A 22,547-nucleotide genomic window follows, 5' to 3' on the forward strand; every position below is an offset into this window, starting at 1 on the left:
GAGAGGCCGATGCTCACCCTGTTCCATGCCCCGAAATCCCGATCGACCCGCTTCCTGTGGCTGCTCGAGGAACTGGGCGCCCCCTACGAGGTCCGGACCGTGGACATCTATCGGGCGACGACGAAGTCAGGGGCTCGCGACCCGGCCAATCCGCACCCCCATGGACAGGTGCCGGCCCTGCTGGACGACGGCGTTCTGGTGACGGAATCAGCCGCCATCGCCCTTTATCTGACCGACAAGTTCCCCACCAACGGCCTGGGACCCGAGGTCGGGGACCTCTTGCGTGGTCCTTATCTCAGCTGGCTCGCCTACTATGCAGGCGTCCTTGAACCGGCGATCACCACGCTCTGGAAACAGCGGCAGGACGAGGCGGACCAAGCGACTTATCAGGCTCTGGATGACCGCTTGCGGACAACTCTGGAAGCCTCTCCCTGGCTGCTGGGCGATAGGTTCTCGGCAGCAGACATGATGTTTGTCAGCCTGTTGCAGTTCGCGCGGCAGATGCTGCCTCCGCACGCGGTCTATGATGACTGGCTGGCCCGGGCCAATGCGCGACCTGCCCTGGCACGAGCCCTCGCCAAGGATGCTGCCTAATGGCTCTCCGCGCACCAGGCTTCGCCCTTGCTGCCCTTGTTGCCCTTCTGGCTGTGGGAACGGCCGTCCAAGCCGATCCCGCCGTTGGAGCCAGGGTTGACGCCATCTTCGCCGATGACTCGGTCACACTGACCGAAGGCGGCAAGCCGGTTCTGGTCTATCGGACCAAGCCCCTCGCCCCATCCGTGGAACCAGGGCGGCTGAACTATGTCCACCCGCTCTATGCCCCCGATGGCACGGTACTGACCGAAGACAAGCCGGCCGACCATCTTCATCAGCGCGGCGTGTTCTGGAGCTGGCACCAGATCCTGGTGAACGGCAAGATGGTAGCCGACGGCTGGTACATGAAGGGCCTGACCTTTCATGTCCGGGAGAAGCGCTTCAAGGGGGATAGCCAGGGCGGCGGCACCCTCACAGTCAATGCCGACTGGATTGTCACGTCAGGACCAGAACTCGACTATGTGGCCCGTGAGACCACGAAGGTCAGGGTCTTTCCGCTGAAGGACGGTGGCCGGCGCATCAATTTTGACACCGTCATCACCTCGCGCGTTGAAACCCTGGGTCTCGGCGGCAGCGACGATGCCAAGGGGTATGGCGGCTTTTCCATACGTTTGGTGCGTCCGGAGAGCCTAAGCTTCGCCTCGGCGGGCAAAACCGTCACTCCTGCAGACACGGCGGTTGCAGCCGGCCCCAGCATGGGATTCGCCTGGCCCGCAGAGGCGGGTTTGCCCGCCTGGACGCTCGGCCTGACCTGCAAGGTCAATGACCAGCCGATCACGAGCTGGATCCTGCGAAGGTCCCTCTCGATGCAGAACTGCGCCTTCCCAGGCCAAACGCCCTATGTGTTCAAAAAGGACGAATCCCTTCGTTTGCATCAGACCTTGATCATCCGGCCGGCGACCCCGGCCAAGGGGTCAACGGTGCCCACCCCCCCAAAGTCCTGACCATGGCCGAGATCCTCAATCTGAACCGGGCGCGTAAGGCCAAGGCCAAGGCTGATGGCAAGTCGCAAGCCGCCGAAAACCGCGCCAGGTTCGGACGTAGCAAGGCTGAAAAAGCCCTGGAAGCGGCCAGCGCAGACAAGCTCCGCCGCGACCTGGACGGGGCCAAACGCGAAGACTGAGGTCAGCCCCAAGCGCCCCTGTCGTTTCGAGAGACCCCTGTAAGCGGAAAAAACAGGCTCAAAAATCAAACCTGTAGAGCGCCGTTTAGAACTTTGGATCTCTCCGTCTGTAGCTAAGGGCTCTAGGCCAGCAGACGATTGACCGCAACGCCTCGCGGATAGGTAGCCAAAAACCGTTCGGCGACAAAATGAAGGATGACGTCGGGCTGTTCCCGATCGATCAAGTCTCCAATGACATCCCCATCGTGCCAGACAAAGACTGAGCGCGAGAAATGCTGAGCCAGCAGCTCAACGCTTAGGGTCGCCGTTGAGTCCCTGAAGATCAGCGCCTTGGGCAAGGTCCTGTCGTCCTGCTCCATGATCACTGTCGCACGCCCACCGCCTCCGGGAATATAGCCTTCAGGCGTAGGCACCTGCCGGGCCCGCATACGCGCCTCCGGCAGGGTGTGCGAGATCACCAACTCCAACATGTTACCGACTCGCGCCAGCGCGGCGTCGACTTCAAACTGCGCCTTTACCGCGTCGGGAAGCTGGATCAGGACGTCGCCCTCCATCCCGGCAATAAAGTGTTGCAGGTCATTGAAGGTCAGGGGCGGTCCCACTGGTGCCCCACGGGCCTGCAGCGTCAGTATGGCCTCGCGATAGACATGGTAGGCTCCCATCCAGTTGACATGGGTATCACCGCGAAAGAACAGCAGCCCAAGGCGCTTCAGAGCGTCAAAGCGTTCGCCCAAATAGGTGACGATCTCGGGCCGCATCCGGGCCATGGCCCTGGCGGGCCTGTCCTCAAGCGTGGTCATGCCGTCAAGACCTGCGGGTAGATACTCTTGGTAGACGACGCTTTTTTCGGGGCAGATGAACATCTGGTAGAAGCGATCGCTCAGCCGGTCCGCCCGCTCGTCGAGAATGGTCTGGACCCTGCTCTGCTCATCGACGGTCCAGCGCTTGAGCCCGAACTGCCAGCTGAGAAAATCATTGGTGTCGTTGATCAGAAACACCCAGCCGCCGGGTGCAGCCAGACCCTTTGCACCGTTCTGGACGATCTTCAGATCGCTAAGGATGGCGGAAGGTCCGGCAAGCCCATCAACATTGGGCGTCGGCTGAACGTCCGCCTGTCTGCGGCGACCAAACTGAAATCGCATAGATCCGTCACTCCGGGGCGGGAGACGCTAGACGTTGCAAGAGTCGAGAGCAACCTGCTGCCGCCCCCTCCCCGATCACGCCTCGACAGTGTCCAACATGTTGTTCTGGGCCAGGAAGGCCTCATGGTCTGGCATGGTCTCGACCAATTGGGCAATCTGGCGCTGGAGGGCCGCAAAGCTGGCGGCCGTGTCCTGGGGATCAGACCGGTCGGCGAGCGGATTGTAGCTCTGGGGGATCACGCCCTGTCCCAGCATGACCGCAAGCCAGGAACTCTGGGAGAAAAGCTCGTCAGGCCGCGAAACCAGCATCCCCCGGTCCCGGAAGATCGCGATGCGATCCCTCAGGCTGTCCGGAATCGGCATGCTGGCGACATAGGCCCAGAACTCGGAGTCCCGCCTTGTGGTGGCGTGATAGTGCAGGATGATGAAGTCCCGCACCTCCTGAGCTTCCTCGCTGACCCGTCGGTTATAGGTGTCGATATTGACCGGACTGAATTCCCGGTCGGGAAAATGCTGCAACAGCTTCACCAGGCCGGAATGGACCATGTGGATGCTGGTCGACTCGAGCGGCTCCAGAAACCCGCTGGCCAGGCCGAGTGCGACAACATTGCGGTTCCAGGCCTTGCGCCGGCGGCCGGTGACAAACCGCAGATGCCTCGGCTCTGCGAGGGGCGCGCCGTCCAGATTGTCCATCAGGGTCCGGGTGGCGATCTCTTCTGTCGTGAAGCGGCTGGAATAGACATAGCCATTGCCGGTGCGATGCTGCAGCGGAATGCGCCATTGCCAGCCCGCCTCGCGAACGGTCGAGGTCGTATAGGGCGTGATCGGCCCGACGCGCTCACACGGAACCGCCACCGCCCGATCCACCGGTAGCCAATGGCTCCAGTCGTCATAGCCGGTCTTGAGAGCGCCCTCGATCAGGAGGCCGCGAAAGCCGGTGCAGTCGATGAACAGGTCGGCCGAGACAGTCTGGCCGTCCTTCAGGGTCAGGCTCTCGAGGAAGCCATCCTCGCTGCGCAAGGTGACGTCTATGACCTCGCCCTCAAGCCGTTTGACGCCCAGCTGTTCGCTGAAGCGACGCAGGTGGCGGCCGTAAAGAATGGCGTCGAAATGATAGGCCGAGGTGAAACGGCTCAGAGGTGAGGCCGGATCAACGGTCGGCGCGGCGACCCGGCCGCGCCGCGCAGCCTGGCCGCAGAGGGAATAGGCCCCGATGTCGTCGGCCAGACCCTTGTCGCGCAGCATCAGATAGAGCTGGTGAAAGTCGCCCAGGTCATTGTGCGGACCATAGACGCCGAAGGGGTGCAGGTAGCGACTTTGAGCATCGCCCCAGCCCACGAACTCGATCCCGAGCTTCAGGCTGGCCTTGGTCTGCCGCATGAAGGCGGCCTCTTTCAGGCCGATCAGGGCATTGAACTGGCGGATGGCCGGGATCGTAGCCTCGCCTACCCCCACAATGCCGATCTCGGCCGACTCGATCAGCTGGATCGAGCTACCCCGGCCCAGGGCAGATCTGAGGGCCGCAGCGGCCATCCAGCCGGCCGTGCCACCGCCGACAATCACGATCGACCTGATGGCCCGCTCGTTCTGCATCCTGCGCTCCCCGCAGCCTATTGCCGCCCGCTTCGGTTCGGGCGGTCTATGCCATGGGGACGGCGTCGAGGCGATCACGCCGTTCAGGGGGGATGGCGAGGTAGATGCTGTTGGGCTGGATCCCCAGCCGCCTGCGCGCCTCCTCGAGCGGTAGGGCGAACAGGGCCGGATAGTCGACCGCTGGCAGCCAGGCCGCGGCCTTGCCGTTTTTCCAGGCCTGGCGCACGGCGGCCCCGTAGGGATGGCCATTGCGGGCCCGCGAAAACTCCCGCGCGCCGGCCAGGGCGATCGCGGCAAAGCCCAGGCTGCGGGTCTGGGCATAGGAAAAGGCGACCACGCAGACCTCGCCCAAAGCATCGGTGCTGTAGCCGGTCAGAACATGCCAGACATCGTGGACATCCCGCAGGCGCCGGCCGTACCAGGCAAGCGGATGCAGGGCGTCCACATCATTATCGGCCACCTTGCGGCTTTCGTCGGCCAGGCCCTCGGCCGACAGGCCGCGCGGGGCGATGAAGTCCCGATAGGCCGCCCCGACCGTCCCCGGCGCGAACTGGGCCAGCCAGGCCTTGTCGGACAGGCGAAGGGCGAATTCGTCACGCTCATAGGCGATGCGCCCGCCTTCCGGGGTCGACAGCAGACGGCGATAGCCGTTGGGAACCGCCTTGCCGGCCAGGGCCCGCATGATTTCGAACACCTGGGCGGTGTCCTCCTTGTCGGCGATCAGCCGGCGCAGGGCCTGTAGGGCCCGGATCGGCTGCAGCCGGAAGGCATCGCGCCTTTTTGGCACGAAGCCGGGCGGGGCAGCATGATCAAGGACTTGCGTGGCGGCGTTCATGAGGCATGCTCCGAGCGGACGCAACGAAGGTGACATCGCGTCACCTTTTTTCAAGAGGCAAATGGCCGCCATGGGCAGTCTCAAAAAGCGTTCGGTCAATCTGGCCGGCCACGCCACATCCCTGGCGCTGGAACCGGAATTCTGGCGGGCCCTCGAGATGGCTGCCGCAGCCGAGAGCCTGAGCATGGCCGCCCTGATCCAGCGCATCGACACCGGGCGCGGCGAGAGCTCCCTGGCTTCCGCCTGCCGGGTCTTTGCCCTCAAGCAGGCCCTCGCGGCTCAGCCCGGTCGGGAAGAGGTCGGCGACGGCAGGGGCTGAGGTTCAGGCATCGGGCTCGGCCGAGCCAATCCCGCCCGAAAGGACAGATGTCCGGGCAGATTTGCAGACCCGCCAAGACGCCAGGCCATCATCAGGGTCAGCCCCACAACCAGCAGGCCCAGTCCGGCCAGCCAGGCCGCAGAATGGTTATGGCGCATGCGCTCGGCCATACTGGCCTCCCCTCAACTATGCTGTCTCCTGAACGCCTTCCGGGCCGGACCGGTTCCGCAAACCGCCAAGGAGGGCTTAAGCCTCCGCCCGTCTGTGCTACATATGTTCCATGTCTTCAGGCTACGACTCGCATCCGCCGCATGGCGATCTCCCCTCCCCGCGCATCTCCGACCTCGCCCGCCCGCGCGGCCCGGGCGGCGATCCCGGCTATCTGGACGGGCTGAACCCCGAGCAAAGGGCGGCGGTCGAGACCACCGAAGGTCCCGTCCTGGTCCTGGCCGGGGCCGGCACCGGCAAGACCCGGGTTCTGACCACCCGTCTGGCCCATATCCTGTCGACGGGTCGCGCCCGCCCCTGGGAGCTTCTGGCCGTCACCTTCACCAACAAGGCCGCCCGCGAGATGCGCGAGCGCATCACCCACATCATCGGGGCCGAGGCCGAGGGCCTGCGTTGGCTCGGCACCTTCCACTCGGTGGCCGCCCAGATCCTGCGCCGCCATGCCGAGCTGGTCGGCCTGAAGTCCAGCTATACGATCATCGACAATGACGACCAGGAACGGCTGCTGAAGCAGCTGATCGAGGCCGAGAACATCGACGCCAAGCGCTGGACGCCCAAGATCCTCGCCGGGATGATCGACAACTGGAAGAACAAGGGCTGGACGCCCGACCGCGTGCCCCCAGCCGACGGCTCCGAGTTCGCCGCCGGCAAGGGCACCATCCTCTATCGTCAGTACCAGGATCGTTTGCGCATTCTCAATGCCTGCGACTTCGGCGACCTGCTGCTGCACAACATCACGATCTTCACCAGCCATCCCGACGTCCTGACCGACTACCAGACCCGTTTCAAATATGTGCTAGTCGACGAATACCAGGACACCAATATCGCCCAGTATCTCTGGCTTCGCCTGCTGGCCCAGGGCCGGCAGAATGTCTGCTGCGTGGGCGATGACGACCAGTCGATCTATGGCTGGCGCGGGGCCGAGGTCGACAACATCCTGCGGTTCGAGCGCGACTTCCCCGGCGCCAAGGTGGTCCGGCTCGAGCGAAATTATCGGTCTACGGAACATATTCTGGCAGCCGCCTCGGGCCTGATCACCGCCAACAAGGACCGTCTGGGCAAGACCCTCTGGACCGACGAGGCCGGCGGCGAGAAGGTCAAGGTCAGCGGCGTCTGGGACGGCGAGGCCGAAAGCCGGATGGTCGCCGACGAGATCGAAAAGGCCAGGCGCGCCGGCCGCAAATACAGCCACATGGCCATCCTGGTCCGGGCCAGCTTCCAGATGCGTGCCTTCGAAGAGCGCTTCGTGATGCTGCAGATCCCCTACAAGGTGGTCGGCGGGCCGCGCTTCTTCGAACGGGCCGAAATCCGCGACGCGCACGCCTATCTGCGCCTGATCCAGTCGCCCGACGATGACCTGGCCTTCGAGCGTATCGTCAACACGCCCAAGCGCGGCATCGGCGATACCTCGGTGCAGAAGCTGCGGCAGGTCGCCCGGCTGGAGAGCCTGCCGGCGGTCGAGGCGGCGCGCACCCTGGTGGGCAGCGACGAACTTCCGGCCCGAACCCGCACCGCCCTCAGCAACTTCCTGCGCGACCTGGATCGCTGGCGGGCCCTGGCCCAGACCATGCCGCACCAGCGCGTGCTCGAAGCCGTTCTGGAAGAGAGCGGCTATACTGACGCCCTGCGCCTCGACAAGGGTCCGACCAGCCAGACGCGGCTGGAGAACCTCAAGGAGCTCGTCCAGTCGATGAGCGCCTTCGATACCCTGGAGGCCTATCTGGAGCACGTGTCTCTGGTCATGGACCTCGACAAGGGGGCCGGCGACGACGCGGTCTGGATCATGACCCTGCACTCGGCCAAGGGACTGGAGTTCCCTCTGGTCTTCCTGCCCGGCTGGGAGGAAGGCGTCTTCCCCAGCCAGCGCAGCATGGACGACAAGGGCACCAAGGGGCTCGAGGAAGAACGGCGCCTGGCCTATGTCGGCATCACCCGGGCCCGCGAAGAGGCCCGGATCAGCTTCGTGGCCAACCGGCAGGTCTATGGTCGCTGGACCAGCCAGCTGCCGTCGCGGTTTGTCGATGAACTGCCCCTGGCCCATGTCGAGGCGGCGTCCGAGACCGGCTATTATGGTGGCGGTCCGGGCATGCAGCAGACGGCGGCCTCGCGCTGGGACGATACCGGCCAGAGTTCGTTCGGCGGTTCGGGCTATGCCAGCCCGGGCTGGAAGCGGGCCCAGGACCGCATGGCCGGCGGCGGCAATTCCTGGAGCAACCCCCGCACCGGCGGGTCGGGCGGCCGCTCGGCCCCGATCGAGGGCGAAGGCCGCCTGGTGGCCGTCTCTGCGCCGTCCAAGGCCAGCGCCTATCAGCGCGGTGACCGGGTGTTCCACGTCAAGTTCGGCTACGGCCAGGTCTCCAGCGTCGAGGGCAACAAGCTGTCGGTGGCCTTTGACAAGGCTGGCGACAAGAAGGTCATCGACGGTTTCGTCGAGAAGGCGTGACCTTCAGGCTCCGGCTTAGGGTCCGTCAGACTCGCCCCCTACGGGCTGCTGCGCAGCCGTCTTCCCCCGGAGGGGGAAGATGAAATGCGCGAACCCATCTTCCCCCTGAAAGGGGGAGGACGACCTGCGAAGCAGGTCAGGAGGGGGCCTGCGGCGTCGGCCGGAAGAAATCCGCCCGCCCTGCCGAACGGAACCGCGCTCCAGGCGCTTTCCGTTTATGGCCCTCGATCTGACGCCACTGATGACCTTCGCCGCCTCGCGGCCGGTGCTGCTCGGCGCGCCGCTGGCGGCCATGCTGGGCGCGTTTCTGGGGCTGGTGTCCCAGGTCGGACCCCAGACGGCAGCCCCCGTCGAAACCCGGCCGCTCAACTACGCCGCGCTGGAAGACCGGCTCCAGCCGATCGAATGGCCGGCCGGCAAGGTCCCGGACTATGTGATCGGCACTGATTTTCTGGCCAAGGCGCGTCCGCGCGAAACCTCTCCGCCGCATGACGCGGTCGAGCCCCCGCCCATGGTCCATGTCGCGCCCGAGCCCGAGCCTCCGGTGCTGCGCGCCACCCGACCGGCACGCGACGAAACCCGCTGGCCTTCCGCCCAGGGCGATATCCTCGACCTTCGCCTGCCCGAGGACGACCCTCCTGGACCGACTTTGCTGAACTAAGCCGCCGCAAAGGCTCGCCTTTCGGCTCAGGGATCGGTACTGGAGCGGCATGACCGACTATACGCCCCAGCAGATCGTCGCCCGCGGCGGCCGCCTCGACGCCGAAGCCGCCGCCGACGCCATCGACAACCACCCCGGCCTCGAAGGCGCGACCTACTCGATCCTGGAAGAGGACGAGGACAAGAACATCTGGCGGATCGACGCCTTCCCGACCACCCAGCAAGAATCCGACGGCCTTGCGAGCGTTCTGGCCGGCTACAAGGTCAAGGTGACCACCGAGGTCCTGGCCGATGCCGACTGGCTGGCCATGGCGCTGTCGGGCCTGCCGCCGGTCAAGGCCGGACGGTTCTTCGTCTATGGCATGCACGACCGCGGCCGCCTGCCGGCCAGCACGGTCAACCTGCGCATCGAGGCCGGGGCGGCCTTCGGCACCGGTCACCACGGCACCACCGTCGGCTGCCTGCAGGCCTATGACCGCCTGATCAAGGCCCGCAGCTTCAAGAAGGTGCTCGACGTCGGGGCCGGCACGGGCCTTCTGGCCATCGCCGCCGCCCGCACCGGCAGCAAGCTGGCCGTTGGCACCGATATCGACAAGCCCAGCGTCCGGATCGCCCGCGAGAATGCCCTGGTCAATCAGGCCAATGCGAAATTTGTCCACGCCTCGGGCCTGGGCCACCGGCTGGTCGCCGACAATGCGCCCTATGATCTGGTCTTTGCCAACATCCTGGCCCGTCCCCTGATCAGCCTGGCCCAGGACATCAAGCGCGCCCTGGTTCCCGGAGGCACGGTCATTCTGTCCGGCCTGCTGCGGACCCAGGAGCGGATGGTCAAGGCCGCCTATCTGTCGCGCGGGTTCCGGGTCAAGACCCGCATTCACCGCGACGCCTGGGCGACTCTGGTGCTTCAGCGGCCCTAATCGACGCAAACTGCCTTCCAAACTGGCGCAGGCGGGCCTAAATCGGTCGCCATGCGCCAGACTTTCGACGAATCCACCGATCCAAGCTTCGGCTCCAGGCATGTGCCCCTGATCCGCGCCGCCATGGCCCGGCAGGGTCTGGACGGCTTTCTCGTGCCGCACGAGGACGAGCACCAGAACGAGTACCTGCCCGCCGCCAATGATCGCCTGGCCTGGGCCAGCGGTTTCACAGGCTCGGCCGGGGCCGGCGTGATCCTCAGCGATCGCGCCGCAGTGTTTGTCGACGGGCGTTACACCCTGCAGGTGCGCGAACAGGTCGACCAGGCCGTGTTCGAGATCCGAGACCTCGTCGAGGGCGGTGTCCCGGCCTATCTGGAGACGGCTTCCGCCGGATCGGTGATCGGCTATGACGCCCGGCTGCATAGCCCCCAGGCGCTGGACAGCCTGAAGGCCGCCGCCGCCAAGGCCGGCGCTGAACTGAAGCCTGTCGCCCTCAATCCGTTGGATGAGGCCTGGGGCGCGACGCGTCCGGCTCAGCCGATTGCGCCGATCGTGCCGCAACCGGTCGAGCATGCCGGTGAAGACTCCGCTTCCAAGCGCGGCCGCATCGGCGCGAGCCTCGCAGCCCTGGGCGCCGACGCCGCGGTGATCACCGCTCCGGCCTCGATTGCCTGGCTGTTCAATGTCCGCGGCGGCGACGTGATCCGCACGCCCCTGCCCCTGTCCCAGGCGATCGTCAGTGCCGACGGCTCCGCCCGTCTGTTCGTCGATCCGGCCAAGGTCACCGAGGACCTGCCCGCCTGGCTGGGCAACCAGGTCAGCGTGGAGACCCCGGACGCCCTCGACGCCGCCCTGGCCGACCTGGCGGGCAAGAGCGTCCTGGTCGATCCCGGCCAGTCCTCGGCCTGGTACTTCGACACCCTCGCCGCCGCCGGGGCGACAGTGGTGCGCGGGATGGATCCCTGCACCCTGCCCCGGGCCTGCAAGAACAACGTCGAGCTCGAGGGGACCCGTGAGGCCCATCGTCGCGACGGCGCGGCCCTGACCCGCTTCCTGCACTGGCTGGCCACCGACGGCCAGATCAACCCGCCGGACGAGAAGGAGGCCGTCACCAAGCTGGAAGCCTTCCGCGAGGCCACCGGGGTGCTGAAGGATCTGTCCTTCGACACCATTGGCGCGGCCAACGGCCACGGTGCCCTGCCCCACTATCGCCCGACCGAGCGCAGCAATGAGCGCGCAGCCCTCGGCTCTCTGCTGCTGGTCGACAGCGGCGGCCAGTATCTGGACGGCACCACCGACGTCACCCGCACCGTGGCCATCGGCCAGCCGACGGCGGAAATGGTTCAGCGCAATACACTGGTCCTGAAGGGCCATCTGGCCATCGCCCGCCTGCGCTTCCCGGCCGGCACGACCGGGTCGGCGATCGACGCCTTTGCCCGCGCCGCCCTGTGGGCCCACGGCCTCGACTATGACCACGGCACCGGCCACGGCGTCGGGGTCTATCTCGGCGTTCATGAAGGTCCGCAGCGGATCTCCAAGGCCCCTAATACCATCGCCCTGCAGCCGGGCATGATCGTCTCGAACGAGCCCGGCTACTACAAGGACGGCGAGTACGGGATCCGGATCGAGAACCTCGAAGTGGTCATGCCGGCCGAAGACATTGCCGGCGGAGACCGCCCGATGCACCGCTTCGAAGCCCTGACCCTGGCCCCCATCGACCGCCGTCTGATCGACAAGGCCCTGCTGACGGCCGAAGAGATCGCCCAGTTCGACGCCTATCACGCCCGCGTTCTGAGAGAGGTCGGGCCGCGAGTGGAGCCGGAGGTCCGAGCCTGGATGGAAGAGGCCTGCGCGCCGCTGTAGCGACGACTTGCCCCCTCCCTGGCTGCTTCGCAGCCGTCCTCCCCCGTAGGGGGAAGACGCTCTCATCTTCTCCCTACGGGGGAGGAGCGCGCAGCGCGGAGGGGGCAAGAGCTCGAAATCTACTTCACCCGGTTCCAGACCTGGGTCTTGCACAGGGGCGCGACGATGCAGCCCTTCAGTTTCAGCTGAGTGTCGCTGATCATTTCCAGCGTGCCCGCATAGGTGCCGCCGTCATCGGGGTTGTACACCTTGCCGCCGCTCCACTTGGCCGGGCCGCCCGTGAAGTCCGAAAGCAGCAGCAAGCCCTTCAGCGTGCGCCCCTGCTGGGCGGCGTCTTTGTTGCGAATATCCTTAAGGGCCGGATTGGTGCGGATCTGGTTGGAGGTCACCAGCTTGCCGCAGAGACTGGCCCCGCAGCGGCTGATCTCGACATGTCCGCCATTGGTCGGCGTGGCCCACAGGCCCGTGACATCAGCGGCCGAGGCCGGGCCGGCCAGCGCGCCGAGGGCCGCAAAGGCGATGAGGATGGTGCGGTTCATGGTTTTCTCCCTCGTTCGCGCCGTGCTGCGCGTTTGATGACCGATTGCGTGATCACGGCTAAGTCAGCAAGCCCTGCGGCAAATTGAAGGCCAAGACTTTCAGATTTGACCAGCCTAACCGGCCACCATGGCTAGCCAGTCATCCTCGGTCATCACCTGAATGCCGAGTTCGGTAGCCGTCTTGAGCTTGGAACCCGCCCCCGGCCCGGCCACCACCAGATCAGTCTTTTTCGACACCGAGGAGGCGACCTTGGCCCCCAGGGCCTCGGCCTGGGCCTTGGCCTCGTCGCGGGTCATCTTCTCCAGAGCGCCGGTGAAGACCACGGTCTTGCCGGCTACGGCAGTGTCGGTCTTGGGCTTGGCCAAGGCCTGGATGTCGAGCTGTTCGACCAGGGCAGCGACCTTCTGGCGATTGTGGTCCTCGCTGAAGAACCGGGCCAGGGACTGGGCCGCCACGGGCCCGACGCCATCGACGGCGGCCAGGTGCAGGTAATCCTCACCCGGCGCGCCATTGGCTGCTTCCGCCAGGGCTTGGGCAAAGGCGTGCCAGGTTGCATAGCGCTCGGTCAGGGCCGCTCGGGCCGGTTTGGTCAGCTTGGGCACGGCGTGACCGATCTTGAGCTCCACGCTCTCGGCCTGCGGCCACGGATCGGCCTTCAGCCCGCCCTTGCCGACCTCGACCAGCAGGTCCAGCGCCTTGGGCCCGACACCGGGCGCGGTCGAGAGTTCGAGATAGGTCGCGGTCGGTAGCCCCTTGGAGGCGGCCTCGGCGGCGGCCTGCAGGTCAGCGAAGGTGTCGAAGTGGCGAGCCAGAACGGTCGAGGTGGTCTCGCCGATGTCCCGCATGCCCAGACCATAGATCACCCGGTCCAGGCCGATGGTGCGGCGGGCCTCGATGCCCTTGACCAGATTGGCCACCGAGGTCTCGCCATAGCCGTCGCGGGTGCGCAGGGCGTCCAGCTTTTCCGCATCGCGGGCCAGGCGGAAGATGTCGGCCGGTTCCTTGATCCAGCCCTCGTCAAAGAAGGCCTGCAGTTGCTTCTCGCCCAGACCCTCGATGTCGAAGGCCCGGCGCGACACGAAGTGGCGCAGGTGCTCCACCCGCTGGAACGGACAGGCAAACTCACCCGTGCAGCGGCGCACGACGGACTCGGTCCCCGAGGCATTGGTCTCGCGGGCCAGAGGCGTCTTGAGCGGACACGGGCAGGCGTGGGGGAATTCATAGGCCGGCGGCGCGGGATCCGGTCGCGCCTCCAGCGCCACCTCGACGATCTGCGGGATCACGTCGCCGGCCCGCTGGATCACCACGGTGTCGCCCACCCGCACGTCCAGTCGGGCGATCTCGTCGCCATTGTGCAGGGTGGCGTTGGTCACCGAGACGCCGCCGACGGTCACCGGCTTCAGCCGGGCGACCGGCGTGATCGCCCCGGTCCGGCCCACCTGCAGGTCGATGGCCTCGAGGATCGTGCGGGCCTTCTGGGCCGGGAACTTGCGAGCGATGGCCCAGCGGGGCGAGCGCGAGACAAAACCCAGGCGCTTTTGCCGGTCCAGGTCGTCGACCTTGTAGACGACGCCGTCGATGTCGAAATCCAGGGTGGGCCGCAGGGTCTCGAAGGCGGCATAGATGTCGAGCAGGCCCTGGGCATTCTCCACCCGTTTGGCCGGCGGGGCCGTGGTCACGAAACCCCACGCTTCGAGCTGGGCCAGGGCCTCCCACTGGCTGCCGGCGAAGCTGTCGCTGACCAGACCCCAGGCATAGCCGAAGAACCGCAGCGGGCGCTGGGCGCTGATCTTCGGATCGATCTGGCGTAGGGAGCCGGCGGCGAAGTTGCGGGGATTGGCATAGGTGCGCTGGCCCGCAGCCTCGGCAGCGGCATTGAAGGCGGCGAAAGCGGCCAGTTCGACATAGACCTCGCCGCGCACCTCGATCACCTCGGGCCAGCCCGAGCCCTTCAGGCGATGGGGAATGTCGGCAATGGTGCGCAGATTGGCGGTGACGTCCTCGCCCACGCGGCCATCGCCCCGGGTTGCGCCCTGGACCAGCACCCCCTTCTCGTACCGGAGAGAGGCCGACAGGCCATCGATCTTGGGTTCGGCCGTATAGGCGACGGTCTCGTCCGCCGACAGCTTCAGGAACCGCCGGATCCGCGCATCGAACTCGGTCGCCTCGTCATTGGAGAAGGCGTTGTCGAGGCTCAGCATCGGTACACCGTGCTCAACCGGCGAGAACTGATCGGCCCGTGCCGCTCCGACCGTCATCGACGGCGAGTTCTCCCGGATCAGATGCGGAAAGCGGGTCTCGATATCGAGGTTGCGACGCTTGAGCGCGTCATACTCGGCGTCGCTGATCGTGGGCGCGTCCTGCTGGTGATAGCGCAGGTCGTGCTCGGCCAGATCATCGGCCAGTCGGGCCAGTTCGCTGGCAGCCTCGGTCTCGGACAGATCGGCGACGGGGATCAGGGTCACGGGCGAATCCGGCTTGAGGGGTGTCGCCGGGATTTTAGCCGATGCCGGCGCAAAACGCTCCTTCCGGCGCACGCCAGCCTGATCGTTAGGCCTACAGTGCCGTTACAAAGAAGATCACCGTCGCGGCAGTCATGACCGCCGTCGCGGCCCATCCCAGGGCCGTCTCGCCATTGGACAGGGTGAGCCGGCCCATGGCCCTGGGATTGCGAACGATCAGCATCATCACCGCCATCAGGGGCGCAGCCAGAACGCCGTTGACCACGGCGGCCCAGTAGAGCGCGCGGGCCGGGTCGATCCCGATGTAGTTGAGCGACGCCCCAAGCAAGGTGGTCACGGCGATCGTGGCGTAGAACAGGCGCGCGCGCTTGGGCTTGGCGTCGAGGCTGCCGGCCACGCCGACCATCTCGGTCACGGCATAGGCCGCCGATCCCGCCAGCACCGGCACGGCGAGCAGGCCCGTGCCGATAATGCCCACCGCGAACAGCGCGAAGGCAAACGGTCCGGCAATGGGCTTCAGCGCCTCGGCCGCCTGGGCCGATGTGGTGATGGTGGTGATCCCGTGTGCGTGAAGGGTCGCGGCGGTGGCGAAGACGATCGCCAGCGAGACCAGCGTGCTGAAGGACATGCCCACCAGCGTGTCGGTGCGGATGCGCCGCAGCTCCGGGTCAGCCTCCTTGGGGGTGATGCACAGGGGCTTGGCGTGATGGCGGTGCTGCTCCTCGATCTCCTGGCCGGCCTGCCAGAAGAACAGATAGGGGCTGATGGTCGTGCCGAGGATCGCCACGAAAGCGGTCGCATAGGCTGCGTTCCACTGGATCTCAGGAACGACCAGGGCCAGCAGGGCCTGGCCCCAGGGCACACCCGCAACCATCACCACGGCGAAGTAACTGAGTAGGGACAGGGTGGTCCACTTCAGCACGGCTGCGTAACGAGCATAGTCCAGGAAGACTTCGACCACGACGCAGAACACGCCGAACAGCAGCGTATAGAGGGCACTAGGGCCACCGGTCAGCAGCGACAGGGCCGCGCCCATCGCACTCAGATCCGCGCCAAGATTGATGATGTTGGCGACCAGCAACAGCAGGACGACGCCAATCAGCAAGGGGCGTGGGTAATGGCGGCGCAGGTTGCGGGCTATGCCGCCCCCGGAGACCCGGCCGATCTCGGCGGCGACCTGCTGAATGACGGCGAGCAGGGGAAAGCTGAGAACGAAGGTCCAGGCCAGGCCATAGCCAAACTCTGCGCCGACCTGGCTGTGGGTGCCGATGCCGCTGGGGTCATCATCCGCCGCGCCGGTGATCAGCCCCGGCCCCAGCTGGGCGAAAAACCGTTTCAGTCGAGAGGGTTTGGTCTTGCTCACAGCCAAGCTGTAGAGCGCCGCAACCTCTTCACCTTGATCCTGATCAAGGGGAGGCCAGCCCGTGACGCTGCGCCGGAACTCTCAGGCTATTACGCGTCAGCCTTGACGCAGGCTCCGAAGCCCTTCCCTCGCCTCGCCGTGCCGAGCGCGCCGTCAGGATGAGCGCTGTTTCATCGCCGAACCCTGCAAAGGCCTCATCTTGAGCTTGTCGAAAGACGAGACTGTCGCCTTACAGCGATCAGTATGTCTGCAGATCCTAGCTGATCAGCGCTCGAGCCGCCGCGCGCGCCGCCTCAGTGACCTCAGCGCCGGATAGCATGCGAGCAATTTCTTCCTCGCGCTGACCGGGCGACAGGGGCTCGACGCGGGTACGGATCGCCTGATCATCGCCGGACTTGGCGATCCGCCAGTGGGCGTCGCCGCGAGCCGCAACCTGAGCCGAATGGGTCACCACCAGCACCTGGGCATTCTCGGCCAGACGCTTGAGCCGCTGCCCCACGGCGTCCGCCACCGCTCCGCCGACGCCCTGGTCGACTTCGTCGAAGATCATCAGCGGTTGGGGACCCGACCCGCGCCCGGCCAGGGCCGCCTTCAGCGCCAGGGCGAAACGCGCCAGTTCGCCACCGGAGGCGATGGCTTCCATGGGGCCGAAGGGGGCCCCGGGATTGGTCGAAATCTCGAAGGCCACCCGATCCATGCCGGTTGGGCCAACCCGGTCCTCCGGCAGAGGCTCGACCGCTACCCGGAACTTGGCCTTGTCCAGCTTCAGCGGAGCCAGTTCGGCTTCGACCGCCACGGCAAGGCGATCGCCGGCGGCCCGGCGTTCGGCCGTCAGGGCTTCGGCCGCGAAGATGTAGCCGTCGCGGGCCGAGGCGGCTTCGTCCTCGGCAGCCTTTAGAGCTTCGCTCGAGGTCTCGATGGCCTGCAGGCGGGTCGCGAACTCGGCGCGCAGGGACGGCAGGTTTTCGGTGGCGACATTCAGCTTGCGGGCCATGGCGCGCAGGGCGAACAGGCGCTCCTCGGTCTTTTCCAGCCGGTCAGGTTCGAACTCGAAGCTCTCGGCCACGGCGTCGATGGCAGCGCTGGCCTCCTGGGCCTCGACCAGGGCCCGGTCGACGGCATCGCAGGCGGCCGTCAGGCGGGTCATGGCCGCGCCGTCCGCTGGAGCCCCGGCATGCAGGGCCCGTTCGCGCGCCCGCTCCAGGGCGCGGAAGGCCTGGGCCAGCTTGCCGGACAGGGCATCACCGCCGAGGGCATCCTGGGCCGAGGCGATATCGGCCAGGGCCTTTTCGGCTGAACCCAGCAGGGCGCGTTCCTCGGCCAGGGCGGTTTCCTCGCCTTCACGAGGGTCGAGACGATCCAGCTCGGCCAGGCGAAGGGTCAGCTCTTCGGTCTCGGCAGCGGCCTGATTGGCCAGGGCTCGCAGGGCCTCGGCCTTCTCGCGCGCCGCCCGCCAGCCGCTCCAGGCCGAGGCCACGGCCGAGACCGCGACCCCGCCAAAGGTATCCAGCAGGGTGCGGTGGGTGCGCGGATCCAGCAAGCCGACCGTTTCGTGCTGGCCGTGCACCTCGAGCAGCAGGGCACCCAGATCCTTGAGTACACCGACGCTTGTGGCCTGGTCATTGACAAAGGCCCGGGACCGGCCGTCCGGCGACAGCTGGCGACGCAGGACCAGATCCTCGTCCCGGCCGTAGTCCAGCCCCTTGTCGTCCAGATAGGCAAAGGCGGGGTGGTCGGCCGGCAGGGCAAAGATGGCAGTCGCCGAGGCCTGGCCCGTCGCGCCGCGTCGCACGAGGCCGGCATCGGCCCTTGCGCCGGTGGCGAGGCCCAGGGCGTCGAGGATGATCGATTTTCCGGCCCCGGTTTCACCGGTCAGGGCCGTCAGCCCCGGACCAATGGCCAGATCCAGGCTCTCGATGAGCACGACGTCGCGAATGGAGAGGCCAATCAGCATGTCGCGGAGAATCGCGCAGAATCAGCGTTTCTCAAAGCGCTCAGACGCCCTGATGTTCAGCTTGTGTTCCGAAAGGCGCGCGCCCGGCCCGGCTAGAGCCCCATCCAACCTGACGGCGTCATCAGGGTCGGACGAAAAGGGCTCTAAATCAGAAGTCTAGAGCCCGAGCGCGCCGCGGACGCCGCCCTTACCGGCCGGCTTTTCACCGGGAGGAGCCAGGGTGGCGTTCTTGTCGCGCACCAGGCGGTCCAGCAGGTTCTTCTTGGCACCGGGAGTCAGAGGCTCGACGGCGGGCTTGAGACCGGCGTCGTTCAGGAGCTTGTAGGCGTCCATGTACCAGCGATCGCCGGGGAAGTTGAAGCCCAGTACCGCGCCGTTGCGCTTGGCCTCTTCGGTCAGGCCGAGCGTCAGATAGGACTCCACAAGGCGGTAGAGCGCCTCGGGGGTGTGGGACGTGGTCTGGTGACGGTCGATCACCGTCTTGAAACGGCCGATGGCGGCCAGGGCCTGACCCTGGCGCAGATAGTAGCGCCCGATCGCCATTTCCTTGCCGGCCAGCTGGTCATTGACCATGTCGATCTTCAGGCGGGCGTCCTGGGCATATTCGCTGGACGGATAGCGCTGCACGACGTCCCGCAGAGAGGCCAGGGCCTGCTCGGTGGCCGCCTGGTCGCGATTCACGTCGACGATCTGCTCGAAATAGCAAACGGCCTTCAGATAGTAGGCGTAGGAGGCCGACGGATTGCCGGGATAGAGCGAGATGAAGCGGTCGGCGTCGCCGATGGCGTCATTGTACTGGTTGCCCTGATAATGGGCGAAGCCGGTCATCAGGATCGAGCGGCGCGACCACTCCGAATAGGGATGCTGGCGTTCGACTTCGCGGAAATAGTCGACGGCCTCGTTCCAGCTGCCGCGATCCAGCCGGTCGGCACCGGTGGCGTAAAGCAGCTCCACTGGCCGCTCTTCATAGACCAGGGTCGGCTTCTTGGCCTTGCCGGCGCAGCCCGCGACCGTGACGGAGACGAGAACGGCGGCGAGGACGACGGCCGAACGACCCGGGAATTTAAGAAGCACGGACTATCACCCTCGAAGCAAACGCGCGCCTCAGCGCCGTGCAAGGCTTCTACACCACGCCGCCAAGGGCGCAAATGCGAAGGCCGACAACGCCGGTCGCGCTTTTCTTTAGACAGCCTCGGCCAGTTCCAGCGCGTGGGTGCGCAGGCGCCAGGCGCGCGGCTGGGCCAGCAACGCCCGAACCACGGCGTTATTGAGGCCGTGACCGGCCAGAACCCCTTCAAAGCGGCCGATGATCGGCGCACCCAGCACATAGAGGTCGCCGACCGCGTCCAGAGCCTTGTGGCGGACGAACTCGTCGGGACGGCGCAGACCTTCGGGATTGAGAACGCGATCGCCGTCGATGACGACGGCATTGTCCATCGAACCGCCCCGCGCCAGACCGATGGCACGCAGGGCCTCGACGTCACGGACGAAGCCAAAGGTGCGGCAGTTCGACAGCTCCGACCGGAAGGACTCTTCGTCCACGGTCAGATCGACGCGCTGGCGGCCGATGGCCTTGCTACCGAAGGCGATTTCGAAGGCCACCTCGAAGCGATCCGACGGGGTCAGGCTGGCGACCTTGTCGCCCTCCTCCACGCGGATCGGCTCCAGGATCTCGATATATTTGCGGGCGGCTTCCTGCCGGCGCCGGCCGGCGCGGTCCAGGACCTGCACGAAAGGCTCGGACGAGCCATCCATGATCGGGACCTCAGGACCGTCCAGTTCAACGATGCAATTGTCGATCGACAGGGCCGCCAAGGCCGCCATCAGGTGCTCGATGGTCGAGACCCGAACATCGTCGGCATTATTGATCACGGTGCCCAGCTGGGTCTGACAGACGGCATCCGGCTTGACCGGAACCCGGTTGTCCAGATCGTGGACATCGGTGCGCAGGAACACGATCCCGGTGTCGATCCCGCCGGGCCGCACGGCGACACGGACATGCTCGCCCGTGTGCAGACCGATCCCCGCAAAGATCACCGGTCCTGCGACCGTGTGCTGAAAATACGCCGAAGCCGACACGATAGACCCTTGTAACTCTACTCATGGACGGTTCACGGGCGGCTCTTCGACCGCTCTATGCCCTGTGTACCATTTAGGGACGATGCCGCAGTGCGGCAAAGCAAGTCCTGTTTCGGATTGTTACCTTCCAAGCCTTTGTAATCGTGACGATTTTTTGACACAAATTCGCCACATCCTTTTCATCGTCGGCGGACGATCGTCCAGGACGATCTTTCACCCTCCCTGCTGGCCTCACGCGCAAGCCAGGGATAGGCTGACCGCTTCCGTCCGGTAGAAAAAGGCCAGAACCTTGCGTTTCAAGATCGACAGTTTGCGTTTGGCGGCTTCGGCCCTGGCCCTGATGGTGACCCTGGACGGTGCGGCCCTTGCGGCCGGCGCGCCGGAACCCGTAAAGCGGCAGGTCTTCACCGCCAAGGACATGGCCAGCCTCGACCGGCTGAGCGATCCGCGTGTGTCGCCGGACGGGCGTTATGTCCTGTACTCGGTCCGGACGATGAATTTTGAGGCCAACAAGGCCTCGATGTCGCTGTGGATCGCCGATCTGAAGGCCAGGACCCCACCACAGCGCCTGGCGATTTCGGACGGCGGGGCCAGCAGCGGCCGCTGGAGCAGCGACGGCCAGTCGATCTATTTCCTGTCCGGCCGCGCCAGCGGGACCGACCAGGTGTTCCGCACCGACGTGGCGGGTCAGACTGCCGTGCAGGTGACCCGGACGCCGTTTGATGTTCAGGCCTTCAAGGTGTCGCCGAACGGCAAGACCGTCGTCGTCGGCCTGGCCGTGTTCCCGGATTGCCCGGACCTGGGCTGCACCGAGGCCCGCCTCGCCGCCAAGGCTGCATCCAAGGCGACGGGCGTCGTCTATGATCGCCTGTTCGTCCGCCACTGGGATACCTGGGACAACGGAACCCAGAACCACCTGTTCGCCTATGCGCTTGACGACAAGGGCGTGGCGACCGGGACGCCCGTCGACCTGATGAAGGGCTTCGACGGCGACAGCCCCACCAAGCCGTTCGGCGGCGACGAAGACTTTGTCATCACCCCGGAGCAGGACGGCGTCGCCTTCACAGCCAAGCTGGCCGGCAAGGACGAGGCCTGGAGCACCAACTACGACTTCTGGGTCGCCAAGTTCGATGGTTCGGAGCCGATCAGCAATCGCACCGCCGCCAACAAGGCCTGGGACACGGCTCCCGTACCGTCGCCGGATGGCAAGTTTGCCGTCTATCGCGCCATGAGCCGTCCCGGCTTTGAGGCTGACCGCTTCCGGATCATGATCCGCGACCGGACCACCAAGCAGGACCGCGAACTGGCACCGGACTGGGACCGTTCGGCCGACGCCGTCGCCTGGAGCGCGGACGGCAAGACGATCTATGCTACCGCCTTCGATGTGGGCCAGGCCAAGCTGTTCGCGATCGACGTCAAGTCCGGCAAGGTCACGGCCCTGACCGGTGCCGGCCATGTCAGCGCCTTCGATGTCGGGCCGCAGGGCCTGGTCTATGCCCAGGACTCCCTGAAGAGCCCGTCGGAGCTCTTCCTGCTGCCGCCGAAGGGCCCCGCGGTCAAGATCGCCAGCGTCAGCGCCGAGGCCCTGAAGAGCGTCGCCTGGGGCGAACCCGAGCAGTTCAACTTCAAGGGCTGGAATGACGAAACCGTCCACGGCTTCGTCGTCAAGCCGGCCAATTTCGATCCGGCCCGCAAGTATCCGGTGGCCTTCCTGATCCATGGCGGGCCCCAGAGTTCGTTCGGCAATGCCTGGAGCTATCGCTGGAACCCGCAGGTCTATGCCAATGCCGGCTATGCCGTGGTGATGATCGATTTCCACGGCTCCACGGGCTACGGCCAGGCCTTCACCGACTCGATCAGCCAGCACTGGGGCGATCGTCCGCTGGAGGACCTACAGAAAGGCTGGAGCCACGCCCTCAAGGCCTACAGCTTCCTGGACGGCGACCGGGCCTGCGCCCTGGGGGCCTCCTATGGCGGCTACATGATCAACTGGATCGCCGGCAACTGGAACGAGCCCTGGAAGTGCCTGGTCAATCACGACGGCATCTTCGACACCCGCTTCATGGGCTATGCGACCGAGGAGCTGTGGTTCACCGAGTGGGACAACGGCGGCACCCCCTGGGAGCCGAACACGACCTTTACGAAGTTCAATCCGGCCGACCACGTGGCCAAATGGACCAAGCCGACCCTGGTCGTGCAGGGCCAGCTCGACTATCGCGTGCCGCTCGAGCAGGGGCTCTCGACCTTCACCGCCCTGCAGCGCAAGGGCGTGCCCAGCAAGCTGCTGTACTTCCCCAATGAGAACCACTGGGTCCTGAAGGCCCAGAACTCGGTGCAGTGGCACAAGGAGGTGCTGGACTGGCTGAACACCTGGACGGCCGAGAAGAAATAGTCCGCCTAGAGCGTTTTCCGATAAGTGTGAAACGGTTATC

General features: G+C 66.0%; 18 protein-coding genes. 9 read left to right on the forward strand and 9 right to left on the reverse strand.

All coding sequences use genetic code 11. The features are described 5' to 3' along the window. Window positions 1-9: 9 nt before the first annotated feature. Genes AQ619_RS11160 through AQ619_RS18790 form a run of 3 tightly spaced genes read left to right on the forward strand, consistent with a single transcriptional unit; the run spans window position 10 to window position 1,717 of the window. Window positions 10-594 (forward strand): glutathione S-transferase family protein, encoded by a 585-nt coding sequence (locus AQ619_RS11160; protein WP_062147325.1) that lies wholly within the window; start codon window positions 10-12, stop codon window positions 592-594. Further along, entirely contained in the window at window positions 594-1,538 is a 945-nt protein-coding gene (locus AQ619_RS11165; RefSeq protein WP_062147329.1) for a DUF6807 family protein, read from the forward strand. The genes AQ619_RS11160 and AQ619_RS11165 overlap by 1 nt, the downstream gene beginning before the upstream one ends. A gap of 2 nt (window positions 1,539-1,540) precedes the next feature. After that, window positions 1,541-1,717 carry a DUF4169 family protein gene (locus AQ619_RS18790; RefSeq protein WP_084745929.1) on the forward strand — a complete coding sequence of 59 codons (177 nt, stop codon included), beginning with the start codon at window positions 1,541-1,543 and terminating at the stop codon, window positions 1,715-1,717. A 122-nt stretch (window positions 1,718-1,839) separates the two neighbouring features. Here AQ619_RS18790 and AQ619_RS11170 read toward each other — a convergent pair whose 3' ends face one another. The 3 genes from AQ619_RS11170 to AQ619_RS11180 all read right to left on the reverse strand — a co-directional run bounded on the left by AQ619_RS11170 (window position 1,840) and on the right by AQ619_RS11180 (window position 5,287). Beyond that, on the reverse strand, window positions 1,840-2,715 hold the full coding sequence (locus tag AQ619_RS11170) for an alginate O-acetyltransferase AlgX-related protein (RefSeq protein WP_166504219.1): 876 nt from the start codon (window positions 2,713-2,715) through the stop codon (window positions 1,840-1,842). A 219-nt stretch (window positions 2,716-2,934) separates the two neighbouring features. Next, entirely contained in the window at window positions 2,935-4,452 is a 1,518-nt protein-coding gene (locus tag AQ619_RS11175; RefSeq protein WP_062147335.1) for a tryptophan halogenase family protein, read from the reverse strand. A 46-nt stretch (window positions 4,453-4,498) separates the two neighbouring features. Then, window positions 4,499-5,287 carry a Coq4 family protein gene (locus AQ619_RS11180; RefSeq protein WP_062147338.1) on the reverse strand — a complete coding sequence of 263 codons (789 nt, stop codon included), beginning with the start codon at window positions 5,285-5,287 and terminating at the stop codon, window positions 4,499-4,501. A 70-nt stretch (window positions 5,288-5,357) separates the two neighbouring features. Here AQ619_RS11180 and AQ619_RS11185 point away from each other — a divergent pair, with 70 nt between their 5' ends. The 5 genes from AQ619_RS11185 to AQ619_RS11205 all read left to right on the forward strand — a co-directional run bounded on the left by AQ619_RS11185 (window position 5,358) and on the right by AQ619_RS11205 (window position 11,717). Continuing rightward, window positions 5,358-5,606, forward strand: coding sequence for a ribbon-helix-helix domain-containing protein (locus AQ619_RS11185; RefSeq protein ID WP_062151608.1), 249 nt, complete (start codon window positions 5,358-5,360; stop codon window positions 5,604-5,606). A gap of 280 nt (window positions 5,607-5,886) precedes the next feature. Continuing rightward, entirely contained in the window at window positions 5,887-8,277 is a 2,391-nt protein-coding gene (locus AQ619_RS11190) for an ATP-dependent helicase (protein WP_062147340.1), read from the forward strand. A 217-nt stretch (window positions 8,278-8,494) separates the two neighbouring features. Continuing rightward, the gene (locus AQ619_RS11195; RefSeq protein ID WP_062147344.1) at window positions 8,495-8,938 is read left to right on the forward strand and encodes a hypothetical protein; all 444 of its coding nucleotides are present in this window, start codon (window positions 8,495-8,497) and stop codon (window positions 8,936-8,938) included. A 49-nt stretch (window positions 8,939-8,987) separates the two neighbouring features. Next, complete coding sequence (locus AQ619_RS11200; protein ID WP_062147347.1) at window positions 8,988-9,854, forward strand: 50S ribosomal protein L11 methyltransferase; 867 nt, start codon at window positions 8,988-8,990, stop codon at window positions 9,852-9,854. A 51-nt stretch (window positions 9,855-9,905) separates the two neighbouring features. After that, window positions 9,906-11,717, forward strand: coding sequence for an aminopeptidase P family protein (locus AQ619_RS11205; RefSeq protein ID WP_062147349.1), 1,812 nt, complete (start codon window positions 9,906-9,908; stop codon window positions 11,715-11,717). Between the two features lie 119 nt (window positions 11,718-11,836). Here the strand turns inward: AQ619_RS11205 and AQ619_RS11210 are convergent, their stop codons facing one another. From AQ619_RS11210 to lpxC, 6 genes are all read right to left on the reverse strand, one after another. After that, a complete protein-coding gene (locus tag AQ619_RS11210) occupies window positions 11,837-12,256 on the reverse strand; it encodes a DUF2147 domain-containing protein (RefSeq protein WP_062147352.1) in 420 nt (139 codons plus the stop codon). Between the two features lie 114 nt (window positions 12,257-12,370). Further along, the gene (ligA, locus tag AQ619_RS11215) at window positions 12,371-14,722 is read right to left on the reverse strand and encodes an NAD-dependent DNA ligase LigA (RefSeq protein WP_062147355.1); all 2,352 of its coding nucleotides are present in this window, start codon (window positions 14,720-14,722) and stop codon (window positions 12,371-12,373) included. 91 nt (window positions 14,723-14,813) lie between these two features. Next, window positions 14,814-16,082: an NRAMP family divalent metal transporter gene (locus AQ619_RS11220; RefSeq protein WP_207205001.1), complete on the reverse strand. Its 1,269-nt coding sequence runs from the start codon at window positions 16,080-16,082 to the stop codon at window positions 14,814-14,816. 256 nt (window positions 16,083-16,338) lie between these two features. Then, a complete protein-coding gene (gene recN / locus AQ619_RS11225; protein WP_062147361.1) occupies window positions 16,339-18,036 on the reverse strand; it encodes a DNA repair protein RecN in 1,698 nt (565 codons plus the stop codon). Between the two features lie 156 nt (window positions 18,037-18,192). Further along, window positions 18,193-19,110: an outer membrane protein assembly factor BamD gene (locus AQ619_RS11230; protein WP_062147363.1), complete on the reverse strand. Its 918-nt coding sequence runs from the start codon at window positions 19,108-19,110 to the stop codon at window positions 18,193-18,195. 108 nt (window positions 19,111-19,218) lie between these two features. Next, window positions 19,219-20,115, reverse strand: a complete 897-nt coding sequence (gene lpxC / locus AQ619_RS11235; protein WP_062147364.1) for a UDP-3-O-acyl-N-acetylglucosamine deacetylase — start codon at window positions 20,113-20,115, stop codon at window positions 19,219-19,221. 340 nt (window positions 20,116-20,455) lie between these two features. On the opposite strand from lpxC, the gene AQ619_RS11240 reads away from it, so the two are divergent. Then, the gene (locus AQ619_RS11240) at window positions 20,456-22,507 is read left to right on the forward strand and encodes a S9 family peptidase (RefSeq protein ID WP_062151609.1); all 2,052 of its coding nucleotides are present in this window, start codon (window positions 20,456-20,458) and stop codon (window positions 22,505-22,507) included. Window positions 22,508-22,547 lie beyond the last annotated feature (40 nt).

It is taken from the genome of Caulobacter henricii, from assembly GCF_001414055.1.
Lineage (GTDB): Bacteria > Pseudomonadota > Alphaproteobacteria > Caulobacterales > Caulobacteraceae > Caulobacter > Caulobacter henricii.